This is a genomic window from Myxococcus sp. CA056, assembly GCF_013336715.1.
GTDB classification, from domain to species: Bacteria; Myxococcota; Myxococcia; order Myxococcales; family Myxococcaceae; genus Myxococcus; species Myxococcus llanfairpwllgwyngyllgogerychwyrndrobwllllantysiliogogogochensis.
Map to the genome: position 1 here is coordinate 804,142 of NZ_JABUMT010000001.1, position 19,542 is coordinate 823,683.

Annotated in this window: 20 protein-coding genes; 10 read left to right on the plus strand and 10 right to left on the minus strand. The window is 70.0% G+C overall.

What is annotated here, in order from left to right; genetic code table 11:
- Positions 1 to 25 precede the first annotated feature (25 nt).
- Complete coding sequence (locus tag HUA76_RS03235; protein ID WP_174457449.1) at positions 26 to 580, minus strand: hypothetical protein; 555 nt, start codon at positions 578 to 580, stop codon at positions 26 to 28.
- 253 nt (positions 581 to 833) lie between these two features.
- Here HUA76_RS03235 and HUA76_RS03240 point away from each other — a divergent pair, with 253 nt between their 5' ends.
- The 3 genes from HUA76_RS03240 (at position 834) to HUA76_RS03250 (ending at position 2,336) form a co-directional block, all read left to right on the plus strand.
- Positions 834 to 1,037 (plus strand): cold-shock protein, encoded by a 204-nt coding sequence (locus tag HUA76_RS03240; protein WP_015346287.1) that lies wholly within the window; start codon positions 834 to 836, stop codon positions 1,035 to 1,037.
- Positions 1,038 to 1,144: 107 nt separating this feature from the next.
- Positions 1,145 to 1,711: a DUF99 family protein gene (locus HUA76_RS03245; RefSeq protein WP_141645433.1), complete on the plus strand. Its 567-nt coding sequence runs from the start codon at positions 1,145 to 1,147 to the stop codon at positions 1,709 to 1,711.
- A gap of 205 nt (positions 1,712 to 1,916) precedes the next feature.
- Positions 1,917 to 2,336 (plus strand): hypothetical protein, encoded by a 420-nt coding sequence (locus tag HUA76_RS03250; RefSeq protein ID WP_141645432.1) that lies wholly within the window; start codon positions 1,917 to 1,919, stop codon positions 2,334 to 2,336.
- Positions 2,337 to 2,476: 140 nt separating this feature from the next.
- Here HUA76_RS03250 and HUA76_RS03255 read toward each other — a convergent pair whose 3' ends face one another.
- From HUA76_RS03255 to HUA76_RS03265, 3 genes are all read right to left on the minus strand, one after another.
- The gene (locus HUA76_RS03255; RefSeq protein WP_174457451.1) at positions 2,477 to 2,953 is read right to left on the minus strand and encodes an NUDIX hydrolase; all 477 of its coding nucleotides are present in this window, start codon (positions 2,951 to 2,953) and stop codon (positions 2,477 to 2,479) included.
- 80 nt (positions 2,954 to 3,033) lie between these two features.
- The gene (locus HUA76_RS03260; protein ID WP_141645430.1) at positions 3,034 to 3,519 is read right to left on the minus strand and encodes a hypothetical protein; all 486 of its coding nucleotides are present in this window, start codon (positions 3,517 to 3,519) and stop codon (positions 3,034 to 3,036) included.
- Complete coding sequence (locus tag HUA76_RS03265) at positions 3,503 to 4,060, minus strand: DUF2378 family protein (RefSeq protein WP_174457452.1); 558 nt, start codon at positions 4,058 to 4,060, stop codon at positions 3,503 to 3,505. Before HUA76_RS03265 ends, HUA76_RS03260 begins: the two co-directional genes overlap by 17 nt.
- An 80-nt stretch (positions 4,061 to 4,140) precedes the next feature.
- Between HUA76_RS03265 and HUA76_RS03270 the strand changes: the two genes are divergently transcribed.
- From HUA76_RS03270 to HUA76_RS03280, 3 genes are all read left to right on the plus strand, one after another.
- A complete protein-coding gene (locus HUA76_RS03270; RefSeq protein WP_254613969.1) occupies positions 4,141 to 4,866 on the plus strand; it encodes a hypothetical protein in 726 nt (241 codons plus the stop codon).
- 78 nt (positions 4,867 to 4,944) lie between these two features.
- Positions 4,945 to 5,400, plus strand: a complete 456-nt coding sequence (locus tag HUA76_RS03275; protein WP_174459969.1) for a hypothetical protein — start codon at positions 4,945 to 4,947, stop codon at positions 5,398 to 5,400.
- A gap of 6 nt (positions 5,401 to 5,406) precedes the next feature.
- Positions 5,407 to 5,904, plus strand: coding sequence for a hypothetical protein (locus tag HUA76_RS03280; protein ID WP_174457455.1), 498 nt, complete (start codon positions 5,407 to 5,409; stop codon positions 5,902 to 5,904).
- 47 nt (positions 5,905 to 5,951) lie between these two features.
- On the opposite strand, the gene HUA76_RS03285 is transcribed toward HUA76_RS03280, so the two are convergent.
- The 4 genes from HUA76_RS03285 to HUA76_RS03300 all read right to left on the minus strand — a co-directional run bounded on the left by HUA76_RS03285 (position 5,952) and on the right by HUA76_RS03300 (position 11,749).
- Entirely contained in the window at positions 5,952 to 9,065 is a 3,114-nt protein-coding gene (locus HUA76_RS03285) for an efflux RND transporter permease subunit (protein ID WP_141645425.1), read from the minus strand.
- Between the two features lie 14 nt (positions 9,066 to 9,079).
- Entirely contained in the window at positions 9,080 to 10,192 is a 1,113-nt protein-coding gene (locus HUA76_RS03290; protein WP_141645424.1) for an efflux RND transporter periplasmic adaptor subunit, read from the minus strand.
- Positions 10,189 to 10,917 (minus strand): TetR/AcrR family transcriptional regulator, encoded by a 729-nt coding sequence (locus tag HUA76_RS03295; protein WP_254613970.1) that lies wholly within the window; start codon positions 10,915 to 10,917, stop codon positions 10,189 to 10,191. The genes HUA76_RS03290 and HUA76_RS03295 overlap by 4 nt, the downstream gene beginning before the upstream one ends.
- A gap of 133 nt (positions 10,918 to 11,050) precedes the next feature.
- The gene (locus tag HUA76_RS03300) at positions 11,051 to 11,749 is read right to left on the minus strand and encodes a DUF2293 domain-containing protein (RefSeq protein WP_141645422.1); all 699 of its coding nucleotides are present in this window, start codon (positions 11,747 to 11,749) and stop codon (positions 11,051 to 11,053) included.
- A 112-nt stretch (positions 11,750 to 11,861) separates the two neighbouring features.
- On the opposite strand from HUA76_RS03300, the gene rnz reads away from it, so the two are divergent.
- Positions 11,862 to 12,788, plus strand: a complete 927-nt coding sequence (gene rnz, locus HUA76_RS03305) for a ribonuclease Z (protein ID WP_141645421.1) — start codon at positions 11,862 to 11,864, stop codon at positions 12,786 to 12,788.
- A 34-nt stretch (positions 12,789 to 12,822) separates the two neighbouring features.
- Here rnz and HUA76_RS03310 read toward each other — a convergent pair whose 3' ends face one another.
- On the minus strand, positions 12,823 to 13,353 hold the full coding sequence (locus HUA76_RS03310) for a hypothetical protein (protein WP_141645420.1): 531 nt from the start codon (positions 13,351 to 13,353) through the stop codon (positions 12,823 to 12,825).
- A gap of 360 nt (positions 13,354 to 13,713) precedes the next feature.
- On the opposite strand from HUA76_RS03310, the gene HUA76_RS03315 reads away from it, so the two are divergent.
- Entirely contained in the window at positions 13,714 to 15,399 is a 1,686-nt protein-coding gene (locus HUA76_RS03315) for an amidohydrolase (RefSeq protein ID WP_174459971.1), read from the plus strand.
- 7 nt (positions 15,400 to 15,406) lie between these two features.
- Here HUA76_RS03315 and HUA76_RS03320 read toward each other — a convergent pair whose 3' ends face one another.
- On the minus strand, positions 15,407 to 17,407 hold the full coding sequence (locus tag HUA76_RS03320) for a hypothetical protein (protein ID WP_174459972.1): 2,001 nt from the start codon (positions 17,405 to 17,407) through the stop codon (positions 15,407 to 15,409).
- Positions 17,408 to 17,512: 105 nt separating this feature from the next.
- Here HUA76_RS03320 and HUA76_RS03325 point away from each other — a divergent pair, with 105 nt between their 5' ends.
- The gene (locus tag HUA76_RS03325; RefSeq protein WP_174459973.1) at positions 17,513 to 18,742 is read left to right on the plus strand and encodes a DUF6068 family protein; all 1,230 of its coding nucleotides are present in this window, start codon (positions 17,513 to 17,515) and stop codon (positions 18,740 to 18,742) included.
- Positions 18,730 to 19,062, plus strand: a complete 333-nt coding sequence (locus tag HUA76_RS03330) for a DUF4286 family protein (protein ID WP_174457460.1) — start codon at positions 18,730 to 18,732, stop codon at positions 19,060 to 19,062. The genes HUA76_RS03325 and HUA76_RS03330 overlap by 13 nt, the downstream gene beginning before the upstream one ends.
- Positions 19,063 to 19,542: the final 480 nt, after the last annotated feature.

The following is a 19,542-nucleotide window of genomic DNA, read 5'->3' on the forward strand; positions in this document are numbered from 1 at the left end:
AGTGGGGGGCCCCGCCGCTTCGCTTTCATGCGCCAATGCCTTCCGGGTCCGTGCGCAGCTCCCCGCCCAGGTGCATGCCCGTCTGGCAGCGGTAGTCCGTCACCAGCGCCACCGCCAGCGACGACAGCCCCAGCAGCACGTGCACCGTGGCGACGACGGGGTGCTTCCGGGCATACCCCAGCACGAAGGGCGCCAGGACCGCCGCCGTGCCGTGGACGTAGTCGAAGATTTCGTGCGCTTCGATGGGGATGAGCCTGGCCAGACTCAGCCGGGCGTCGGTGAACAGGGACACGCCAATGGCCGTCGCCCCCAGCACCCTCCCCGCCCGGCGCGCCCGGCTGTCCCTGGACAGCTGCCCCGACACCATCGCCGCCACGCCTCCCCGGTAGTCCAGCAGGGTGTGGACTTCGGAAGGCACCCACCGGCGCAGGGGGAGCCGCTCGAAGAGGGGCCGGGAGAGGATGCCCGCCCGGGCGCTCTTGTCCGCCACGTGCCGCGCCATCCGGCGGGGCCCTGGCTCCCGGTGAGGCGGGGCGGACACCGGGGGAAGGGTGGGATTCGGAGGGGTCGGCACGGCCATGGGACGCTCCTTTCCAAGGGAAGCCAGGGGCTTCCATGACGGTAGGCACGCATCCCCAGGCGCGCGCGGTGCCTGTCCATCCCCCGGAAGTAGGAATGGCAGCCACCACTCCGCACCCCACCCTGCTGGCAAGCAGCCAAGGGGGCTTCCACTCGGACGGTCGGCCCGGGCAAACTACGTCCCGACTTACGGCCTCTAGTTTCTCAAAGGCCGATAACCGCGGCGCGCCGCACCACCCGAGAGAACGCGATACATGGCAACTGGTACCGTGAAGTGGTTCAACGATGCGAAGGGCTTTGGTTTCATCGTGCAGGACGGTGGCGGTGAGGACGTGTTCGTCCACCACACGGCCATCAACATGGATGGCTTCCGCACGCTGCAGGAAGGCCAGAAGGTGGAGTTCGAGGTCGGCCGCGGCCCCAAGGGCCTGCAGGCGCAGAACGTGCGCGCCGCCTGAAGCGTTCCGACACGGTGTTCCCTGAAGCCCGGCTTCCGCGTGCGCGGGGTCGGGCTTCTTCCTTTTGCTGTCCTCAAGTCCCGCGCGCTTTGCGAGGCTGCCAGGCCATGCGCCTGCCCCGCTTCCCCCGAGTCATCGGCTTCGACGATGCGCCCTTCGCTCGCCGCGCGGGCTCCGCGGTTCAGCTGGCGGGCGTGGTGTGCGCGGGCACGCGCTTCGAGGGGCTCGTCTGGGGACGCGTGCGGCGCGACGGCTGGAACGCCACGCGCGAGGTGTGCCGGCTCCTGGAAGGCGGCAAGTTCCTCCCGCAGCTGCACCTGGTGCTGCTGGACGGCATCGCCTTCGGGGGCTTCAACGTCGTGGACCTGCCGGAGCTGGCGGCGCGTCTGGGCAAGCCCTGCGTGGCGGTGATGCGGCGGCCTCCGGACCTGGACGCGGTGGAGCGCGCGCTGCGGCGCCTGCCTCGGGCTGATGCGCGCTGGGCCAGGCTGCGACGTGCGGGCGACATCCATCAGGTGGGCGGCTTCACCTTCCAGGTGCGGGGCGCGGAGCCCTCCTTCGTCGCGGACGCGCTCGCGCTGGTGACGGACAAGGGCCGCGTCCCAGAGGCGCTGCGGCTGGCGCATCTCATCGGCTCGGCCGTCCTCACCGGTGAGAGCAGTCAGCGCGCCTGAGTCATCCCGGACTCGACTGCACATCCGGCGTGGAGCATTCGCGTTGGCGTGGAACGCGCTGTGGGGTGGCGGCAATGTTCCGGCGTACCGGGTCTGTCTCGACACAATTCCTTTCGACTATTCCAGGGCGGACAGAGTTGCTGGGGGTGGTTTCGAGCGGGCCCCGATGTTTGTTATTGTTTGCTCTCCCTAGGAGGGAGGGCCCATGTTCGAGGTCACCAACGATACGAACCGTCGCACGGTCACCGTTCGTCTGAAGGGCTTTGTCCGACCCAATGAGATGAAGGATTTCGCCACGGCCTATCGGGCCGCGACGGATGCGTATGCGGGAGGCCGGCACCTGGTGCTGGCGGATATGCGGGGGTTGAAGGCGCTGGAGCCGGAGTCCGCCACGATTTTCGGAGAGGTGGTGGCCTACGGTCGTCAGCGAGGCTGTCTCATGTGCGCGCATGTGTCGGATTCCACCATCGCCCGGTTGCAGACGGCGCGAGTGGCTTCCGAGGCCGCGCCCAACGACGACATCACCGTGGATTGTGTGTCCCTGGAGGAGGCGGAGCGGCAGCTCACCAAGGCCCGCACCCGCCACTTCCTGGTGAACGAGCAGGCCGCCGCGCACGCTCGCTGACGTCTCGTTCTACCCGCGCGCGACCCCCTCCTCGACGCCTTGTCTTGTCGCGCGCGGTTGTCTTCACAGCCTGTTTCGACCGCGCGGCTCGCGCCGTCTGGCGATAGCCCTGCACCGGGACAACCGCTCACGGAGGTGACTCACTTCCGGCGCGGACGCGCATGCTCCAGGTATGCCCGCACCAGCGGGGAGACAGGAAGTCTCAAGGCGGTGTCCAGGTCGATGAACGCCGCCCAGGTGACCTCCCGGTCATCGATGGTGAGCGAGGGCTCGGAGTCCACGTCCAGCTCCAGGAAGCGGACATGGTCCTCCTTGTTCTCGGAGGTGCCCACGGTTTCGAAGGCGGGCCGCAGCGACGCGGGGTCCACGCGCACGCCCACTTCTTCGTGCAGCTCTCGGGCGCCGGCCTCGGCGGGGGACTCGTGCGCGTCCATGCCGCCGCCCGGCATGCTGAGCTGGTGCTTGTAGGAGTTCTGGAGGAGCAGCACGCGCCCCTCGTGCCAGACGCCCACGAAGACGCCCTGCGTCCGGGGGTGGCGCACGAGCCAGTACACCCGCGCCAGCGCGTACGCGCCCCGGTAGCCCGTGCGCGCGAGCGCATCCACCCAACGCTTCATCGACGGCTCCAGGTCCAGGGCATCTGGCTGTCATACCAGGAGCCGGTGTCCGCTCGCGGCCCCCGGATGCGCGCGTCCACCTATCTTGCCCGCACCTCGGCGGGCACCTGGGGCAGCCAGCCCACTTCCAGCACGCCCCACAGGCCCAGGAGGATGGCCTCCGCGGCGTCGTGGCGCAGCGAGGTGGGCCTTGAGGCGTGGGACCAGTCGATGACCCTGCGGGCAAGGCCATCCGCGGCGTCCTTGGCCTGGCCTCCGCTGCGCTGCTCGCGTGCGTAGAGCAGCCGCTCTCGCCAGTCCTCGGCGGAGACGCGCAGCACGGGCAGCGCGCGGCGCAGGGCCTCTTTCTCCCAGACGTCGGCCACCGGCCCGCCACCTTCGAGCACCAGGAAGGCCAGGGGCCCGGTGCCCGCGAGCACGGAGGGCACGGCGCGCTTCAGCCGCGATTGGCTGCCGAAGTTCTGGGAGCGGTAGGTGCGCAGGCGGCCGTCGCGGCCGTAGAGGGCCAGGCCCGAGCGCAGCCCCAGATCCACCGCGAGCAGGCCCGGCTCAGGGGTCGAGCCCATCGCGCCAGGTGCAGCGGTAGGTGACGTCCTGGGCGGTGAAGTCGCGCACGGTGACGAGCGGCTGGACGGCGCCGGTGGCGCGCAGGCCCGCGCGCAGGGCGCCCTGGGTGAAGTAGCGGATGGGGCCCGCCTCGTTCATCCAGACGTCGACCTCCCGGGAGGTGACGTCGTCGACGCGGGCCTCGGTGTAGTTGTTGCCGGAGCGGAACATCTGCCGCGCCCGGCCCACGCCGCGTCGGGGGCCCAGCAGTTGGATGACGCTGAAGAGGGCGCGGCCCATGACTGTCTCGCGGTAGCCGTCCACCATGCGCTCGCCGAGCAGGGCGTAGCCGACCTCGGGCGGCTCCTCGGGGTGCAGCTCGCGGGCGGTGACACGGACGGCGGAGCACCAGGTGTCGAAGCCGTAGGCGGGCTGGAGTTTGCTCTCCAGGTCCAGGCCGACTTCCCGCAGCCGTTCCCTCAAGGCCGGCGTGACACGTCCCGCGAGCCCGCGAACGAAGAGGCCTTCGAAGGTGTGCTCGAAGACGAGCTTCTCCGGCATGTTCACCAGTGTACTCCGGTCCCATAAGCTGTGGCAGCGGGGTACGGAATTCCATGGGTTTACAACGAGAGCTGGCCGTCATGGCCATGAATGCAACGCCGTTGCCGGGCAAGACGAACTTCCTGGAGGAGGTGGGTATCGCGACGCCGGTGCCACGCATCCGGGGTTCGATAGGGGCGGTGGCGCGCGAGCCGTTCCTGGCGTTCGACAACAAGCGGCTGTTCGACTTGTTGGTGGCGTTCACCATCGCGGACTTCCCGGATGGCGCGGGGTGCTCGGACTACTTCAATCCGCACAGCCCCTGGTACAACGTCTTCTATGGCGCGTATGGGGTGCGTTCGTACAAGCGCGACGGCAATCCGTGGGGTTTCCGGAGTGACGGGCGGCCGGACGTGGAGGAGATGCTGGAGATTCCGCGGCTGGACTACAACTTCCTGACGGCGGGGGAGTTGGGGTGTCCGGCGTCGCGGATGTGCTTCGAGGTCCGCGAGGTGACGACGGGCCGGCAGGGTGCGTGGCACAGCGCGGACGTGGCCTGTGTGATTCCCAGCGGGCTGCACCGCACGGAGGACGCGGACGCGCCGGACCTGAGCTACTACGCGGTGTTCGGGATGCCGGAGGAGGACTACCTCGCGGGCGGCCGGGAGAGCTACGAGCCGGTGGCCATGCGAGGCCGCATGTACTGGCGCCCGGTGGCCGACCGGCTCACGCTCGTCTGGGGCGGACTGTGTCCGGACACCCCCGACGGCCAGAGCCTCATGCACGGCATCATCGACGCGATGACACCCGTGTACACGGGCGGCTGAGGTTTCGAGCGCTCACGAGCAGACAGGTGTCCGCCCATGACCTGGGCCGCACCGAAGCCTGTAGGTACCCTCGTCCGCATGACTTCGCGGGCACGAAGAAAGAGCTGGGCTCTCGCGCTCGTCCTCATCGGATGCGGCCTGCTCTCCTGCGCTCACGTCGATGAGGGCAGCGGTGGCGGCTTCGGCCGCAACAGCGCGGAAGCGCGAATCACCCACCTGATTTCGGATGGCCAGTTCGCGCAAGCCGAAGCGCTCGTGGCCGAGTCCACCTCGTCGGGACTCATTGAGCAGTCCGCGGCGACGGCATTTCGCCGACAGATTGCCGACCTCTCCATGAAGCTGGGAGAGATACCTGCCCGGCTGCAGCGCGTGCCGAGCTTCCCTTCCCGGCTCAAGGACTTCACGCGGCATGAACTCCAGAAGATGTATGACGCGGAGAACTTCAGCATCGGAACGAAGAAGGAGCTTCAGACCGCGCTGAAGCTCTTGAAAGATGTGGCGAAGGACAACTCCCGATTGCTTCAGAAGCTGTGAGCCCTCATGCACCCGAGCCCCCACGAACTGCTGGAGCTACTGTCGGAGGCGAAGCGCCTGGAATGGGGCAGCGAGGAGCAATTGCGACTGCTCGAACGCTTGCGAACCCAATGCCCCGCCCATGTGCCAGGGCTGCTGCTCTCCAGCCGGGCTCTGCTCTGGGGGAAGGAAGACCTCGCGGACCCCGCCACCTTCTTCGCGGAGGTCGAGCAGTTGCTCCTGGGCGCCGTCGACGCCTCGGACAGAACGCCTGAGGCGCTCATCGGACTGGCCCGCTTCAAGAGCGTCGTCCGCGACGCACCCCTGGAGGCGGAGGCCCTCTACCGAGAGGCAGCCACCCGGGCGTTGACCGTCCTCGAAGAAGCCTGGGCCGGCCTCATCGAGTCCCTTGGGGAGCAGGGGAAGACCGAGGGCGCCGCGACCACGGCCACCCTCGCCCGTACGCTGTTCCCTGACTCCAGCGCGCTCGCCGAGGCGCGCAAGTTCGCGGGCCTCAAGGACTGAGCCGGACACCGGGCCCGAGACACCCACGCTCGGGCCCGGCGCTGTCGTCACGCGGCCGGGCTGGGCCCGGGTGACACGGGGGCCTCTTCGGGCACGGGCGCCTCCGCCTTCGTCGTCCTCCAGAAGCCGACCTTCTCCATCGCCGCGAACACCACCGGCACCACCAGCAGCGTCAGGAACGTCGAGGTGATGACGCCACCAATCACCGAGATGGCCATCGGCGCGCGGAACTCCGAGCCCGTCCCCGAGCCCACCGCCGTCGGCACCATGCCAATCGCCATCGCCGCGCTCGTCATCAGAATCGGACGCAGCCGCCGGGGCCCCGCCTTCATCAGCGCCACGTCCACCGAGTCCCCCTCACGCAGGTGCTGCAACGCACCGTCGATGAGCAGAATCGCGTTCTTCGTCACCAATCCCATCAACAGGATGACGCCAATCATCGCGCCCATCGACAGGTGGTAACCCGTCACCACCAACCCCAGCAGCGCGCCCACCAGCGCCAGCGGCAGCGACGCCATGATGGTGAAGGGGTGCTTGAAGGACTCGAACTGGCTCGCCAGCACCATGTAGATGAAGACGAACGCCAGACCGAACGCCAGGCTGAAGGCCTCGTTCTGCTCATCCAGGCTCTTCATCTGCCCGTCATAGACGATGGCATAGCCGGGAGGCAGCGGCGCCACCGCCACCTGCTCCCTCAACGCCTTCGCGATGTCGCCCAGCGCCGCGCCCTTCGCGAGCTGCGAGTACACGGCAATCTGCCGCTCCCGATTCTCGTGCTCGATGACGCTCGGCCCGTCCCGCAGCTCCACCTGCGCCAGGTCCGACACCGGCCTCAACCCGCGCGGCGTGTACACCTCCAGCTGCCGCACCCGCTCCGGCGTGCTCCTGTCCCGCTCCGCCAACCGCACGCGGATGTCCGTCTCGTTCGTCCCCTCGCGCAGCTTCGCCACCACGTCGCCGCTGATGGCCAGCCGCAGCTGCGTCGCCAGCCCCGCCGCGTTGATGTCCGCGTCGCTCGCGCGCGCCCGGTCGATGCGCACCTGGAGCTCCGGCTTCGGCGGGTTCGCCTCCACCCGCACGTCCTCCGTACCCTTCAGCCCGCGAAGGATGCCCGCGACGCGCTCCGCCTCCTGATTGACGCGCGACAGGTCCGGCCCGGTGATGCGCACCATGATGGGGTAGTAGTCGCCCAGGCCCTCAATCGTCGGCGGGTCGCTCAGGTTCACCCGCGTCGCCACCAGCGGCGTCAGCAGCGCGCGCGCCTCGTCCTTCAGCACCGGGATGCCCTTGGTGCGCTGCCCTTTGCCCACCGTCAGCACGCGCATGCGCGCCTTGTTCACATCGCCGTTGGTGCCGACGATGGAATAGATGGCCGTGACTTCCGGCAACTTGCGCAGAAACGCCTCCGCCTCCGCCGTGCGCGCCTCCGTCTCCGACAGGCTCGCGGAGTCCGGCAGTTGCAGATCCACCAGGAACTGCGAGCGGTCCTCCGGCGAGATGAACTCCGCGCCCAGCCGGCTCGCCGCTCCGAAGGACAGCACCAGCACCACCACGGTGATTCCCGCCGTCGCCCACTTGTGCGCCAGCACCCAGCCCAGGATGCGCGCGTAGACGCGCTCCGTGCCGTCCAGGAAGCGCCGCAACCCCGACGCCACCGCGTTCTCCTTGTGGACCTCTCCCGGTACCCGCTTCTTCGCCAGCCGCGCCGACAACATCGGGTCCAGCGTGAAGGAGATGAACAGCGAGACGAGCACCGCCGCGGAGATGGTGATGCCGAACTGCTTGAAGAACTGCCCCACGATTCCGGGCATGAAGGCCACCGGCACGAACACCGCCACCAGCGACAGCGTCGTCGCCAGCACCGCGAGCCCCACGTCGTTGGTGCCGTTGGCCGCCGCGCTCATCGGGTCTTCGCCCTTCTCCAGCCGGTGCGTAATCGCCTCGCGCACCACCACCGCGTCGTCGATGAGCAGACCGATGGCCAGGGACAACCCCAGGAGCGTCATCTGGTTCAGCGTGTAGTCCAGCAGGTACATCACGAAGAACGTGCCGATGACGGACGTGGGCAGCGCCAGCGAGGAGATGAACGTGCCGCGCCCGTCCAACAGGAACATCAGGATGATGAGCACCGCCATCGCCCCACCGAAGACGAGCGCAATCCACACCTCGTGCGCGTTCTCCCGGATGAGCTCCGACTGGTCGATGAGCAGCGTGGCCGTGAAGCCCTGCCCCACCTCCGGCGCCATGTCCCTGAGCACCTGCTTCACCGCGTCGCTCACCGCCACCGTGTTGGAGCCCGGCTGCTTCACCACCTCCAGGATGACCGCGTCCTGGCTGTTGAGCCGCGCCACCGTGCGCCGCTCCGCCACGCCGTCCGTCACCGTGGCGATTTCATCCAGCCGCACCTGCGAACCCGTCCGGCTGCGCGCCACGGGCAACGCGCGAATCTCGTCCACGTCGCGGAACTGCCCCAGCGAGCGCACCGTCAGCTCGCTCGCGCCCAGCGCCAGTCGCCCCGCCGGCAGGTCCAGGTTCTCCGCGCCCACGCGCTGAGCGATGTCCAGCGGCGACACTCCCGCCGAGCGCGCCTTGTCCAGGTCCACGTCGATTTGAATCTCGCGCGTGTCACCACCGGTGATGCGCACCTCGGCCGCGCCTTCGAGCTGCGCGAGCGCGGGTTTGATTCGGTCGTCGATGAGCCGGCGCAGCGACTGCGACGGCATGTCCGCCGACACGGCATACGTGAGGATGGGCGTCGCGGAGAGGTCCACGCGGCCCACCACCGGCGCGTCCGCCGTCTGCGGCAGCTTGTTCGCGATGCCGGCAATCTTGTCGCGCACCTCCTGCACCGCGCGGTCCACGTTGGTGGACAGGGTGAACTGCACCACCACCGTGCCCAGGTTCTCCCGGCTCCAGGAGTGAATCTTGTCCACGCCGCTGATGCCCGCGACGGCGTCTTCCACGGGCTTGACGACCTGGGTCTCGATTTCACCCGGACCCGCGCCCTTGTAGACGGTGGTGACGACGACGACGGGGAAGGACACGTCCGGATACAGGTCCGTGCCCAGGCGCCCCAGGCCCATCAGTCCGAGGACGATGAGGCAGAGCGACAACATGGCCGTGAACACCGGCCGACGAATGGAGACGTCGCTGAGGAACATTGGACGGCCTCCCCTTACTTCACGGTGACGCGCGAGCCCTGTGACAGGCCCGGCGTGGGGTGGTCGATGACGGACTCGAGCGGCGAGCGGGCCAGCACCACCACCTCGCGCTCACGCCGCTCCAACACCTGCACGTCCACACGGCTCACCTCGCCGCCGCTCCCCACCACGAAGACATGGTCCCCGTTGGAGGACGACAGCGCCGTGCCCGGCAACACCCGCGCGTCCTGGTCCTCGCCCAACAGCAGCACCGCGCGCGCCAGCGTGTGCGCCACGAAGCGGCCATCCGCGTTGGGCACCGACAGCTCCACCGGCACCCGGCGCGTGGCCGGGTCCGCGGAAGGGAGGATGGTGCGCACCGTCGCGTCCTCGGTGAACACCCCCGCGCTCCCAATCGACTCCACCCGCACCTTCGCGCCGGGCTTCAGCCGCGAGCGCAGCGACTCCGACACCGTCGTCTTGAGCAGCAGCGTGTCCAGGTTCTCCAGATTGAACAGCGGCGTGCCCGGCCCCACCGTGGCGCCGGTCTGCTCGGGCGCGTCGATGAGCGTGCCCGAGAAGGGCGCGCGCAGGTCATGCCGCCGCCGCGCCGCTCGCGCCTGCGCCAGCTGCGCCTGCGCCGCCAGCAACTGCGCCCGCGCCTGCGCCGCCGTCGCGGAGGTGGAGCGGTTCTGCAAGTCGCTCACCCCGCCCTCCTTCTGGAGCGCCTCGTTGCGAGAGGCCACGTCGGACGCCATCGTCGAACCGGCCTCCGCGGCGGCCACCGCCGCCTGCGCCTGCGCCACCTGCGCGTCGACGATTTCCACGTCGAGCTGCCCCAGCACGTCGCCCTTCTTCACCGCCGCGCCCTTGCCCAGCTTCACGGCGGCGAGCCGGCCCCCCACCTCGAAGCCCACCTGGAGCGCCTGCGCGGGGAACAGCGTACCCGTCACCTCTTCGCGGGGCGCGGCTCGCACCGTGCGCGTGGCGACCAGCTTCACCGTGGGCGCCGCCGCGTCCGTCTTCGCGACAGCGGCCGGCGTGGAGGAAGCATCCGCCTTGCTACAAGCGGGCAGCGACAGCGCCGTGACGACGACACCCAACGCCGCGAGCGCGCGCGGGGCGGAAGGTTTCCAGGTGGGGTTCACGGGCGTTTCCTCGGGGTGTGGCGGGTCTTCGCGCGGGCGGGAGGCCGGCGCTGGGAAGTCGTGGGGCGCTTGGCCCGGGAGACAACGGGCTCGGACACGGGCACGGGCGCATCGAAGCGGGGCAGCGTGCCGCCCTCGCACAGGCGCTGGAGCGTGTACGCCCAGGCGGACAGGTCCGGCTTCTCCGGCAGGTGCACCATGCGCTGGGACAGGAGCACGTACGCGCCGACGATGACGGAGGCGAACAGCTTCGCGTCCATCTCCTGGTCCGCCGCGCCCGCCTCCTGCAATCGCCGGAAGTCTCCCGCCACGCGCTCCACCTGCGCGTCCGTCATGCGCCACAGGAGCGACTCGAAGGGCGTGCCCTGACTTCCGCTGAGGAGCACCGAGACGACGTCCCGGTAGGACCACATCAGCTCGAGCGACTCCAAATCGAACGCCGCCTCCAGCTCGCAGAACTGTTGATAACGCGCGCTGCGCTCCAGCCTGTCGCGCGGCCCCATCACACCCTGCTCGCGGAAGTGGCGCTCCACCTCCGCCATCCGCAGCGTGTTCACCTCGGTCAGGCGCGACTCGAACAGGGCCAGCACCTCCGCGAACAGCGCCTCCTTCGAGGGGAAGTGCAGATAGAAGGCGCCCTTGGAGAGCCCACACGCGGCGGTGATGTCCTCGATTCGCGCCCCGCGCAGCCCCTTGCGGGCAAGCTCCGCTCGGGCCGCGGTCATCAGGGCTTCCCTCGCATGAGGGTCAGCGGGTCTCGGCATGGCGGACCCGTTACTAACCCGGCGGTCATTAATGGCGCAACTTGACTGAACGGCGGGTCAGAAACCCGTCGGTATTCCAGCCCCGGCGCCCGGGTCAGCCCTGCCGCGCACCACCACCCACATTCATCAGGGCGGTGCAGAGCGGACACGCCGTGGGCCCGTGGGGCACGTCACGGCGGTGCAGGTCCAGGACGGCGCGGGAGATTTCCGCAAGCTCGCGCCGCACCTCGCGCCGCGCGCCCTTCACGCGGGCAATCTTCAGGTTGTCGTAGCTGGTCGTCTGGTGACGCATCCACGCGATGACGGCGGCCTCCGCGCGGCGCTCCACGGGGATGCGCTCCGTGCGGGCCACGGTGCCGCTGCCCACGGGCGTGGCATGCGCGGCGACGAGCACGGCCAGACGCTTCGCATGGGGCAGCCACGCGGGAGAGAAGGCGAGGAAGCGCAGCACGGCGTTGGCGAAGTCGACCTCGTACTGCTCCTGCTCGCGGGCGCGGCGCTCGCGGCCGGCGGCCAGCTTCTTCGCGTAGGCGGGCGTGGCGCGCTCGGAGTCCAGCGCGGCGCGGGCCTGATGGATGTGGGGTTCAGGGGCCCACACGCCCCGGGAGAAGAGCTTGCGGCCCACCTTCTCCACCACCGTCCAGGTGGGGCCGGCGGCCTTCACACGGCGGGTGAGGCCGGCGTCACCGGGGGGCAGCAGGGCCCAGCCCTCCGGCACGGTGAGCACGCGTCCATCCGGAGCGCGCACGCGGCGAGGGTCGGGGGTGGGAGCGAACGTCAGGGATTCAGGCATGGCGGTGTCTGGGAGCGCGGCCTCATAGCACGGGAGGGTCCAAACCCTGCTAAATGGCGCCTCGCGCCGTGGGTGTGGCGCGGGAGACTCTCTTCGCGTGGGAAGTGCCGGCATGTCCCTCCTCAAGCTCACGTTCCTCGGCACCTCCGCCGCGCAGCCCACGCTTCACCGCAACCTGTCCGGGCTCGCGGTGAAGGCGGACACGGACCTGCTCCTGTTCGACTGCGGCGAGGGCAGCCAGCGGCAGATGGTGCGCTTTGGCACCGGCTTCACGGTGGACGCGGTCTTCTTCACGCACTTCCACGCCGACCACTACCTGGGAATCATCGGCTTCCTGCGCACGCTGGGGATGATGGGGCGCGAGCACGCCATCCACCTGTACGGCCCGCCCCCCGCGCGGCGCCTCTTGCACCAGGCGGTGCACCTGGGCGTGGAGGCCATGTCCTTCCCCATCGAAATCCACGAGGTGAAGGACGGCGACGTCATCCGCCGCGACGGCTACGCGCTGCACGTGGTGGGCGTGGACCACCGCATCAACGCGTTGGCGTACGCACTGGTGGAGGATGGCCGGCCGGGGCGCTTCAACGTGGAGAAGGCGCGCGAGTTGGGCGTGCCCCCGGGCCCCAGCTTCGGCAAGCTCCAGAAGGGCGAGGCCGTGACGCTGGAGGACGGGCGGACGGTGAAGCCGGAGGACGTGCTGGGCCCTCCGCGCGCCGGACGCCGGGTGGTCATCTCCGGAGACACCCGGCCGTGCGCCGCCGTGGTGAACGCGTCGAAGGACGCCGACCTGCTCATCCACGAGTCCACCTTCTCCGATGACGAGCAGGAGCGGGCCCAGGAGACGCATCACTCCACGGCCCGGGAGGCGGCATGGGTGGCGCGCGAGGCGGGAGCGCGGCGACTGATTCTCACCCACCTGTCCAGCCGCCACGACACGGACCCCGCGAAACTCCTCAACCAGGCGAGGGAGGAGTTCAAGGGGCCCCTGGAAGTGGCGTACGACGGCCTCACCCTGGAGCTGCCGCTGCGCGACGAGTAGCGCGCGTCAGCGGCGGCTCCTGTCGGGGACAGCGTTACTGGACCTTGTCCGCTTCGGCGCGCAGCGCGGCGGCGGACTCGGCGTCCACCTTCTGCAGCAGCTCCCACTCCATCTCCGCGTCGCGGTTGATGTTGCCGCCGTCGGCGCGGACGCCCGGGTCATTCAGCTCCTGGGAACGGCCTCCGGAGCTGGCGCTCTTGGTCTCCGTGGCCAACTGCTTGTGGAACTCGATGGCGCACTGGCCGGGGCCACGCTCTGTCCCCTTGACGTGGTAGCGCACCTGCGTGGTGCCCAGCGACGAGGGGGCGCCGTGCATCAGCCACTCGGACGTCGCCTCGAAGCCCTGCGCGCCCACGCGCAGCGAGTAGCCCTTCTCCTTGAGGAGGGCCAGCGCCTGAGGCCACACCTCGGCCATGGGCTTGCGGTACACGTGGGTCCGCGTCTTGTCGTGCAGGAAGGCTTCGCGGCGGCGGCCGGCGCAACCCGCGGCGGTGGTCAGACAGAGGGCGGCGACGACCAGCAGCGCGGTGGGCCCGAGCCGGGACTTGGACAGGTTCAGGTTCATGACGACTCCAGGGAACGTGAGACGCCGCAACATCCCTCACGCCCCGGCTCGTCGCCAAGTCCCCCTCTCTGACGTCAAGTCCCCCGGACAGGAAGCTTGCGTGGCGCAACCATCTTTTCGCCGCCTGCCCTCGCTCCGCGTGCGGTGCGACGGAGGGTGGGCGCGCCCGAGCCCGACACCTGGAGCAGTCGCCTGGTCCCTCCTGGAGTGAAGGGGCTGCCCGGAGCCAGTCGGTGGGATTCTCCGTGGGCCCGGGCCGCGGCGCGTCACGCGCCGGATGCTGGCCCGTGCGGTGCGGGTGCGCCAGAGTGTCGCGCCCGTCCCACGCTCGGGGCGGTCTCCCAGGCAGGTGCGCGAAAGATGCTGCGACGACTCGGCGGACTCCTCGGTGCGGTGGTCCTTCTCTCGGCCTCGAGCGGCTGCACGCGCAACACGCCGGGTGCGGAAGCCACGGGCACGTCGGTGTACGTGGCGCGGCGCATCCGCACCCTGGACGCGGCGCGGCCGGTGGTGGAGGCGCTCGCGGTGCGCGAGGGCAAGGTGCTGGCCACGGGCACGCGGGATGAGGTGCTCGCCGCGGCGGGCGTGGGCGCGCGCGTGGTGGACCTGGGTGAGGCCACGGTGGTGCCGGGCCTGACGGACTCACACGGCCACCTGTCCGCGTTGGGCCAGTGGGAGGCGACGGTGAGCCTGCTGGGCGCGACGTCCAAGGCGGAGGCCCTGGCGCGCGTCGCCTCGGCGCCGAGCACCTCGTTCCAGGGCGAGTGGCTCGTCGGCCAGGGATGGGACCAGAACGACTGGACGGAGAAGGCCTTCCCCACGCGGCAGGATTTGGATGCGAAGCACCCCGACGTGCCGGTGATGCTGGCGCGCATCGACGGACACGCGGCGTGGGTCAACAGCGAGGCGTTGCGGCGCGCGGGCGTCACCCGCGACACGAAGGACCCGGAGGGCGGACGGATTCTGCGCGGCGCGGACGGTGAGGCCACCGGCATCCTCGTGGACAACGCCATGGGCCTTGTCTACGCCGTGCTGCCCTCGCTCACGGAGGCGGAGCTGGCCGCGCAGCTCACCGCGGCGCTCTCCCGGGCCGCGCGAGCGGGCCTCACGGGGGTCCACGACGCGGGCATGGACCTGCGCACCTTCCGCCTGCTCCAGCGCTGGGACAAGGAGCGCAAGCTGCCCCTGCGCGTCTACGCCATGGCGGACGGGCAGTCAGCGGACCGCGAGACGTACCTGCGCGAGGGCCCCTACCAGGGCGAGCGCCTCACGCTGCGCGCGGTGAAGCTCGTTTTGGACGGCGCGTTGGGCAGCCGGGGCGCGGCGCTGCACCAGGACTACAGCGACGAGCCCGGGCATCGGGGGCTCCTGATGATGACGCCGGAGGAGTACGAGCGGCGCGTGAGGTCCTTCATGGCGGGAGGCTTCCAGGTGTGCACGCATGCGATTGGAGACCGCGCCAACACGCTGGTGCTGGACACACTGCTGCGCGCGGCCGAGGCCACGGGCACGCGTGACGGTCGCCACCGCGTGGAGCACGCGCAGGTGATGCGCCCGGAGGACATCGACCGGCTGGGGCGCGGCGGCTTCCTGGCCAGCGTGCAGCCCACGCACGCCACCAGCGACATGCCCTGGGCGGAGGCCCGCGTGGGCGCCGAGCGGATTCGAGGCGCCTACGCGTGGCAGCGCCTGAAGGCCTCTGGCGCGGTGCTGGCGCTGGGCAGTGACTTCCCGGTGGAGCGGCCGGACGTGCTCGCGGGTCTCTACGCGGCGCGCACGCGGCAGGACGCGCGCGGCACGCCCGAGGGCGGCTGGTATGCGGACCAGCGGCTGAGCGGCGAGGAGGCCCTGGAGGGCTTCACCGTGGGCGCGGCCTACGCCTCCTTCGCGGAGGCGCGGCGGGGACGGCTGCAGCCCGGCATGGACGCGGACTTCGTCGCGCTGTCGGTGGACCCGGTGGACGCGCCCGTCGCCGAGCTGCCAGGCGCCCAGGTGCGCCTGACCGTCGTGGGCGGCGACGAAGTCTATCGCGCGGCGGAGAAGTGAGCCCCGCCTAGAAGGCCGCCTCCGAGCTGAGCGACTGGACGCGGCGGTTGAGCTCTTCCTGAGCCGCCTGCCGCTCCTTCGCCAGTCGCTCCAGCTCGCGGGTGATGGCCTCGAGCCGGTCCTCCTGCTCGTTGAGCTTGGCCACGAAGCGCTCGGCCAGCTCGCGCTGGGACACGCCGCTCTTGAGCGACTCGATATTGGCGCGGATGCGCTCCTGGTCCTTGAAGAGCTGGGCGCGCTCCGCGGTGAGCTGCTGTTCGTCGCGCGTCAGCGCCGCCACGCGCTCGCGGATGGCAATCACCTCGCGCAGCGCGTCCGCCATCTTCGCGTCCACGTAGCGCTGCGACAGGAAGAAGGCCACCTCGTCCGGCCCCGCGCTGGAGATGGAGTACTGCCGGTGGCCGCGCGTGCGCTCGGACACCACCAGCTCGTCCTGTGAGCCCGGCGCCAGGTCCCGCTTGAAGCGCCAGAAGCCGTCCGTCGTCTCCGCGGGCGCGGGCATGTCCTTCTCCAGCTCCCAGCCCGAGCGCGGGTGCTCCACGAAGAGGACCTGCGGCCGCTGCGCCTTGTTGCGCACCAGGTACTTCGTGCGCCGCACGTGGAAGTACTCCACCACCAGCGTGCCCCGGCTCACCACCGCGCGGAACACCGGCCCGTCCTCCGTGCGGTCCTCCACGGAGACGACGCAGCCCAGCTCCACCGCGTACGGCACGAAGCGCGTGTCCTGCGGCTTCATGGTGTCGAGCATCGCCTCGCCCACGTACCGCTCGTCCTCCGTCACCGTCACCGGCCCGCCCTCCAGCGTCAGGCCCGTGGTGTTCTTCAGCTCGATGCAGGCCATGGGGTTCTTCTCGCGCGTCGTGCGGTTGTAGAGGAGCACCCGGCGGCCCTCGAAGGGCTTGTGGAGGATGGGCACCAGCGCGCTCTGGTTGCGGTGCACCGTGACCGGGCGGTCCACGCCGTACTCGAAGAGGTCACCCACCTCCTTCGTCAGCGTCGTCACCGGGTTGCTCTGCTCCAGCACCTCGCGCAGCCGGGGGCCACCACCGCCGCCCGGGCCTCCCACGAAGCTCGCCTCCTTGCGCATCATCTTCTTGGAGCGGCCCGGGGCGGCGGCGGGCGCGGCCATCATCGGCATGGCCTCGCTCTCCATCATGTCCATCGAGCCGCCGAAGCTCTCCTCGGGAATCACCGGCGCGGCGGCGGCCTCCGTCTGCACCTCCACCACCGGCCGCTTCATGTAGCGGGGGTTGTAGAGGTCGTGCACGAAGGACACCGGCAGGCCCGCGACGAGCGCCAGCGACACGTCCACCCAGTCCTCGTCGCCCGTGTTGTCCACCAGCGCCCAGCCCTGGAGCAGCGGCGGCTCGCCCTCGTCCAGGAGGATGCGGTAGCTGGTCTTCCACACCGGCGCTTCCAGCACGTAGCTGACGAAGACCTCCCGCTCACCCTCGCCGGAGGTGAGGATGGACATGCGCTTGCTGTCCTTCTTGTACGAGGACAACACCGTGGCCAGGTAGAACTCCAAATCCTTGCGCACCGCCTCATCGAGGAACTCGAGCTCCGCGATGTCGAGCACGTCGAACGTGCGCAGCGAGCCGCCCACCAGCAGCGTGAGGAAGGGCCGCACGACGCTCGTCTCCCCGGCCGCCACCGCGAGCGACTCCAGGCCGATGATGGCGCCCTCCACCTGACCGCCCCCCACGCGCGCCCGCACGCGAGCACCCTTGATTTGACCGAGCAGCGCCGTGAGGCTGCCGTCCTCCGGAATCCGGATGGTGGCCTCCGAGAGCAGCTGCTCCAGCGGCTTGGTGGAGTCGTAGCTCACCGCGGACACCGAGCCGCCCGACAAGTCCAACACCGTCAGCGACTTCAGCACGTCGTTCATGTCGCGCGCCTTGAAGTCCAGGTGCAGCGTGTCGCTGCCCGTCACTCCGCCCCGGCGCTCGAAGTAGCCGACGCCATGCTTGTAGAGGACGACACGACGGATGGGCAGGTTCGTGGCCATGAGTGATGGAACTCCAGGAAGTTGGGGACAGCCTGCGCTCCGGTGTATCAAGCCCGCCCAGGGGTCGCGCAATGCCGCGCTCAGGCCCCGCGAGGTGACGCCCGAATGCGAAAGCCCACCGCAACCTTCCTGTCCCGTTCCGCGCTGGTGTGCGCGGCGCTGGCGCTCGGCGCAGGCTGTGAGAGCACGAAGCCGCGCGCCGTGAGTCCCACTGACGGCGTGCCCGTGACGCAAGGCGGCGCCGCGGAGGGCCCCACGGAGGCGGCCACCCCGGAGTCACCCGCGCCCCAGAAGGGAAACTCCCCCTGGCAGCGGGCCCGCGTGGGCGACAAGGTCGTCTATGCGTTCTCCGGGATTCGAGGCCAGCCGGGGGATGCCAACGGCGCCGCGGCGGCGGGGAAGCTGACGTTGGAAGTGGCGGCGGTGGAGGGCACGTGGGTGTGGTTGACGCTCGGCTTCACCAGCGACTCGGGCAAGCCCTTGGAGCAGCCGAAGCTCTCGCGCGTGCTGACGTTTCCGATGCGCACGGACACCACGCGGACGTTGGAAGCGGAGCGCGAGGGCACGCAGAGCGCCGAGCAGCCCACGGCCGCGGGCCGCACGTGGGAGGCGAAACGTTACCTGCGTGACAATCGCCCGGTGGACGGTCCGCTGGAGAATCGGCTGTACGCGGTGGACGCGGGGCCGCTGTACCTGACGAACGGGTTGCTGGACGCGAGCACCACGCTTGCGGGCTTCCGCGTGCCGGGCAGCTATCAGCTCACGCTGGTGGAGGTGAAGCAGGGCACGGGGGATGCGGGCAAGGTGCCGGAGCGCGAGTCGCCGCTGGGGCCGGGGACGTGGTTCGACTTCGAGGCGGAGTCGGAGGGCACGAAGTCGGTGCTGCGCACGTGCCTGGGCGCCGAGCGCGGCTTCGTGTTGCGCTCGGAAGGCCTGGCGCCGGCGGGCAGTGGTGGCGAGCCGTGCAAGGACTTCGCGCAGGCGGGCGCGGTGCCGCTGGAAGAGGCGCTGTTGTCCTTCCTCTGGGATGCGTTGGACCCGAAGCAGTGGCCACCCGCGATTCACAACGCGGCGCCGCCGGTGCGCGAGACGCTGACGGTGGGGACGAAGAAGCTGGCGGTGCTCCAGCTCGACTCGGCGGAGGGCGCGGAAGGGTTGAAGCAGGTGGGCTCACGGATGTTCGCCGCGGACCCGTGGGACAAGACGCTGAGCGGGCTGGCGCACGAGGCGCGCTTCTCGCCGCTCTCCGACTTCCTCTACCGAGTGGCGCCGAAGGGCAAGCGTGAGTCGATGGGTGGCCGGAAGCTGGTGGACTGGGGCGCGTGGCAGCCGTGACAGTGCTCGCGCTCTACACGGTGGTCATCGAAGTGGAGCCCGGCGCCGAGGACGCGTGGAACCCGTGGCACGAGGGGACGCATGTCCCCGAGGTGCTGCGGGAGCCCGGGTTCCTCGGCTGCCGCAAGTGGCGCGACACCGAGCCCGCGAAGGACGGGTGGGCCCGGTACGTGTGTCACTTCGAACTGGCCAGTGAAGCGGACTTCCAGCGCTACACTGCGAGCGACGCGGCGAAGCACCTGCGCGCCGAATCGATGGCTCGATTCGGCGCGGTGACACGGTATTCGAGACAGGTGCTCACCGAGGTGAAGCGGTTCTAGCTCGTACGGCCTGACCGCCTTTGGTGCCGACCGTTGAGAGCAATCCATCGGTCGGCATCAATCACCTCCCCGCGCCGCTGGAGGTACCCCTCTGGCGGCAGCATCAAGGTCCGCTTGCCGGAAGAATGGCCACGCCGAGCGCTCGCCACGCGAGTGCCTGACGGTCCCACGTGGACTCCGCCGAAAGAGCGAAGAGAACCACGAGGCCACGGACTGAAGGGGCAACGGCCACTCGTAGGGCAGTTCGGTTTCCATGAAGAGAGCGCAGCGACCCAGAAGGTCCCTCTGCTCGTCAGGGAGCGCGAACTGCCCCGTGGTCCGATACTCGCGGAAGTCGTCCTGGAACCGGAAGGTGCGCCGATAGACCTCATGCACGGCTGGGTCCAGGGATTGCCCCGGGTAGTCCCTATCCAGCTCCATGTTGGAGAGCTGTCCCTCGATGAACCCCCGAAGCAGACCGGCAATCCTGCGGCGGGCGAC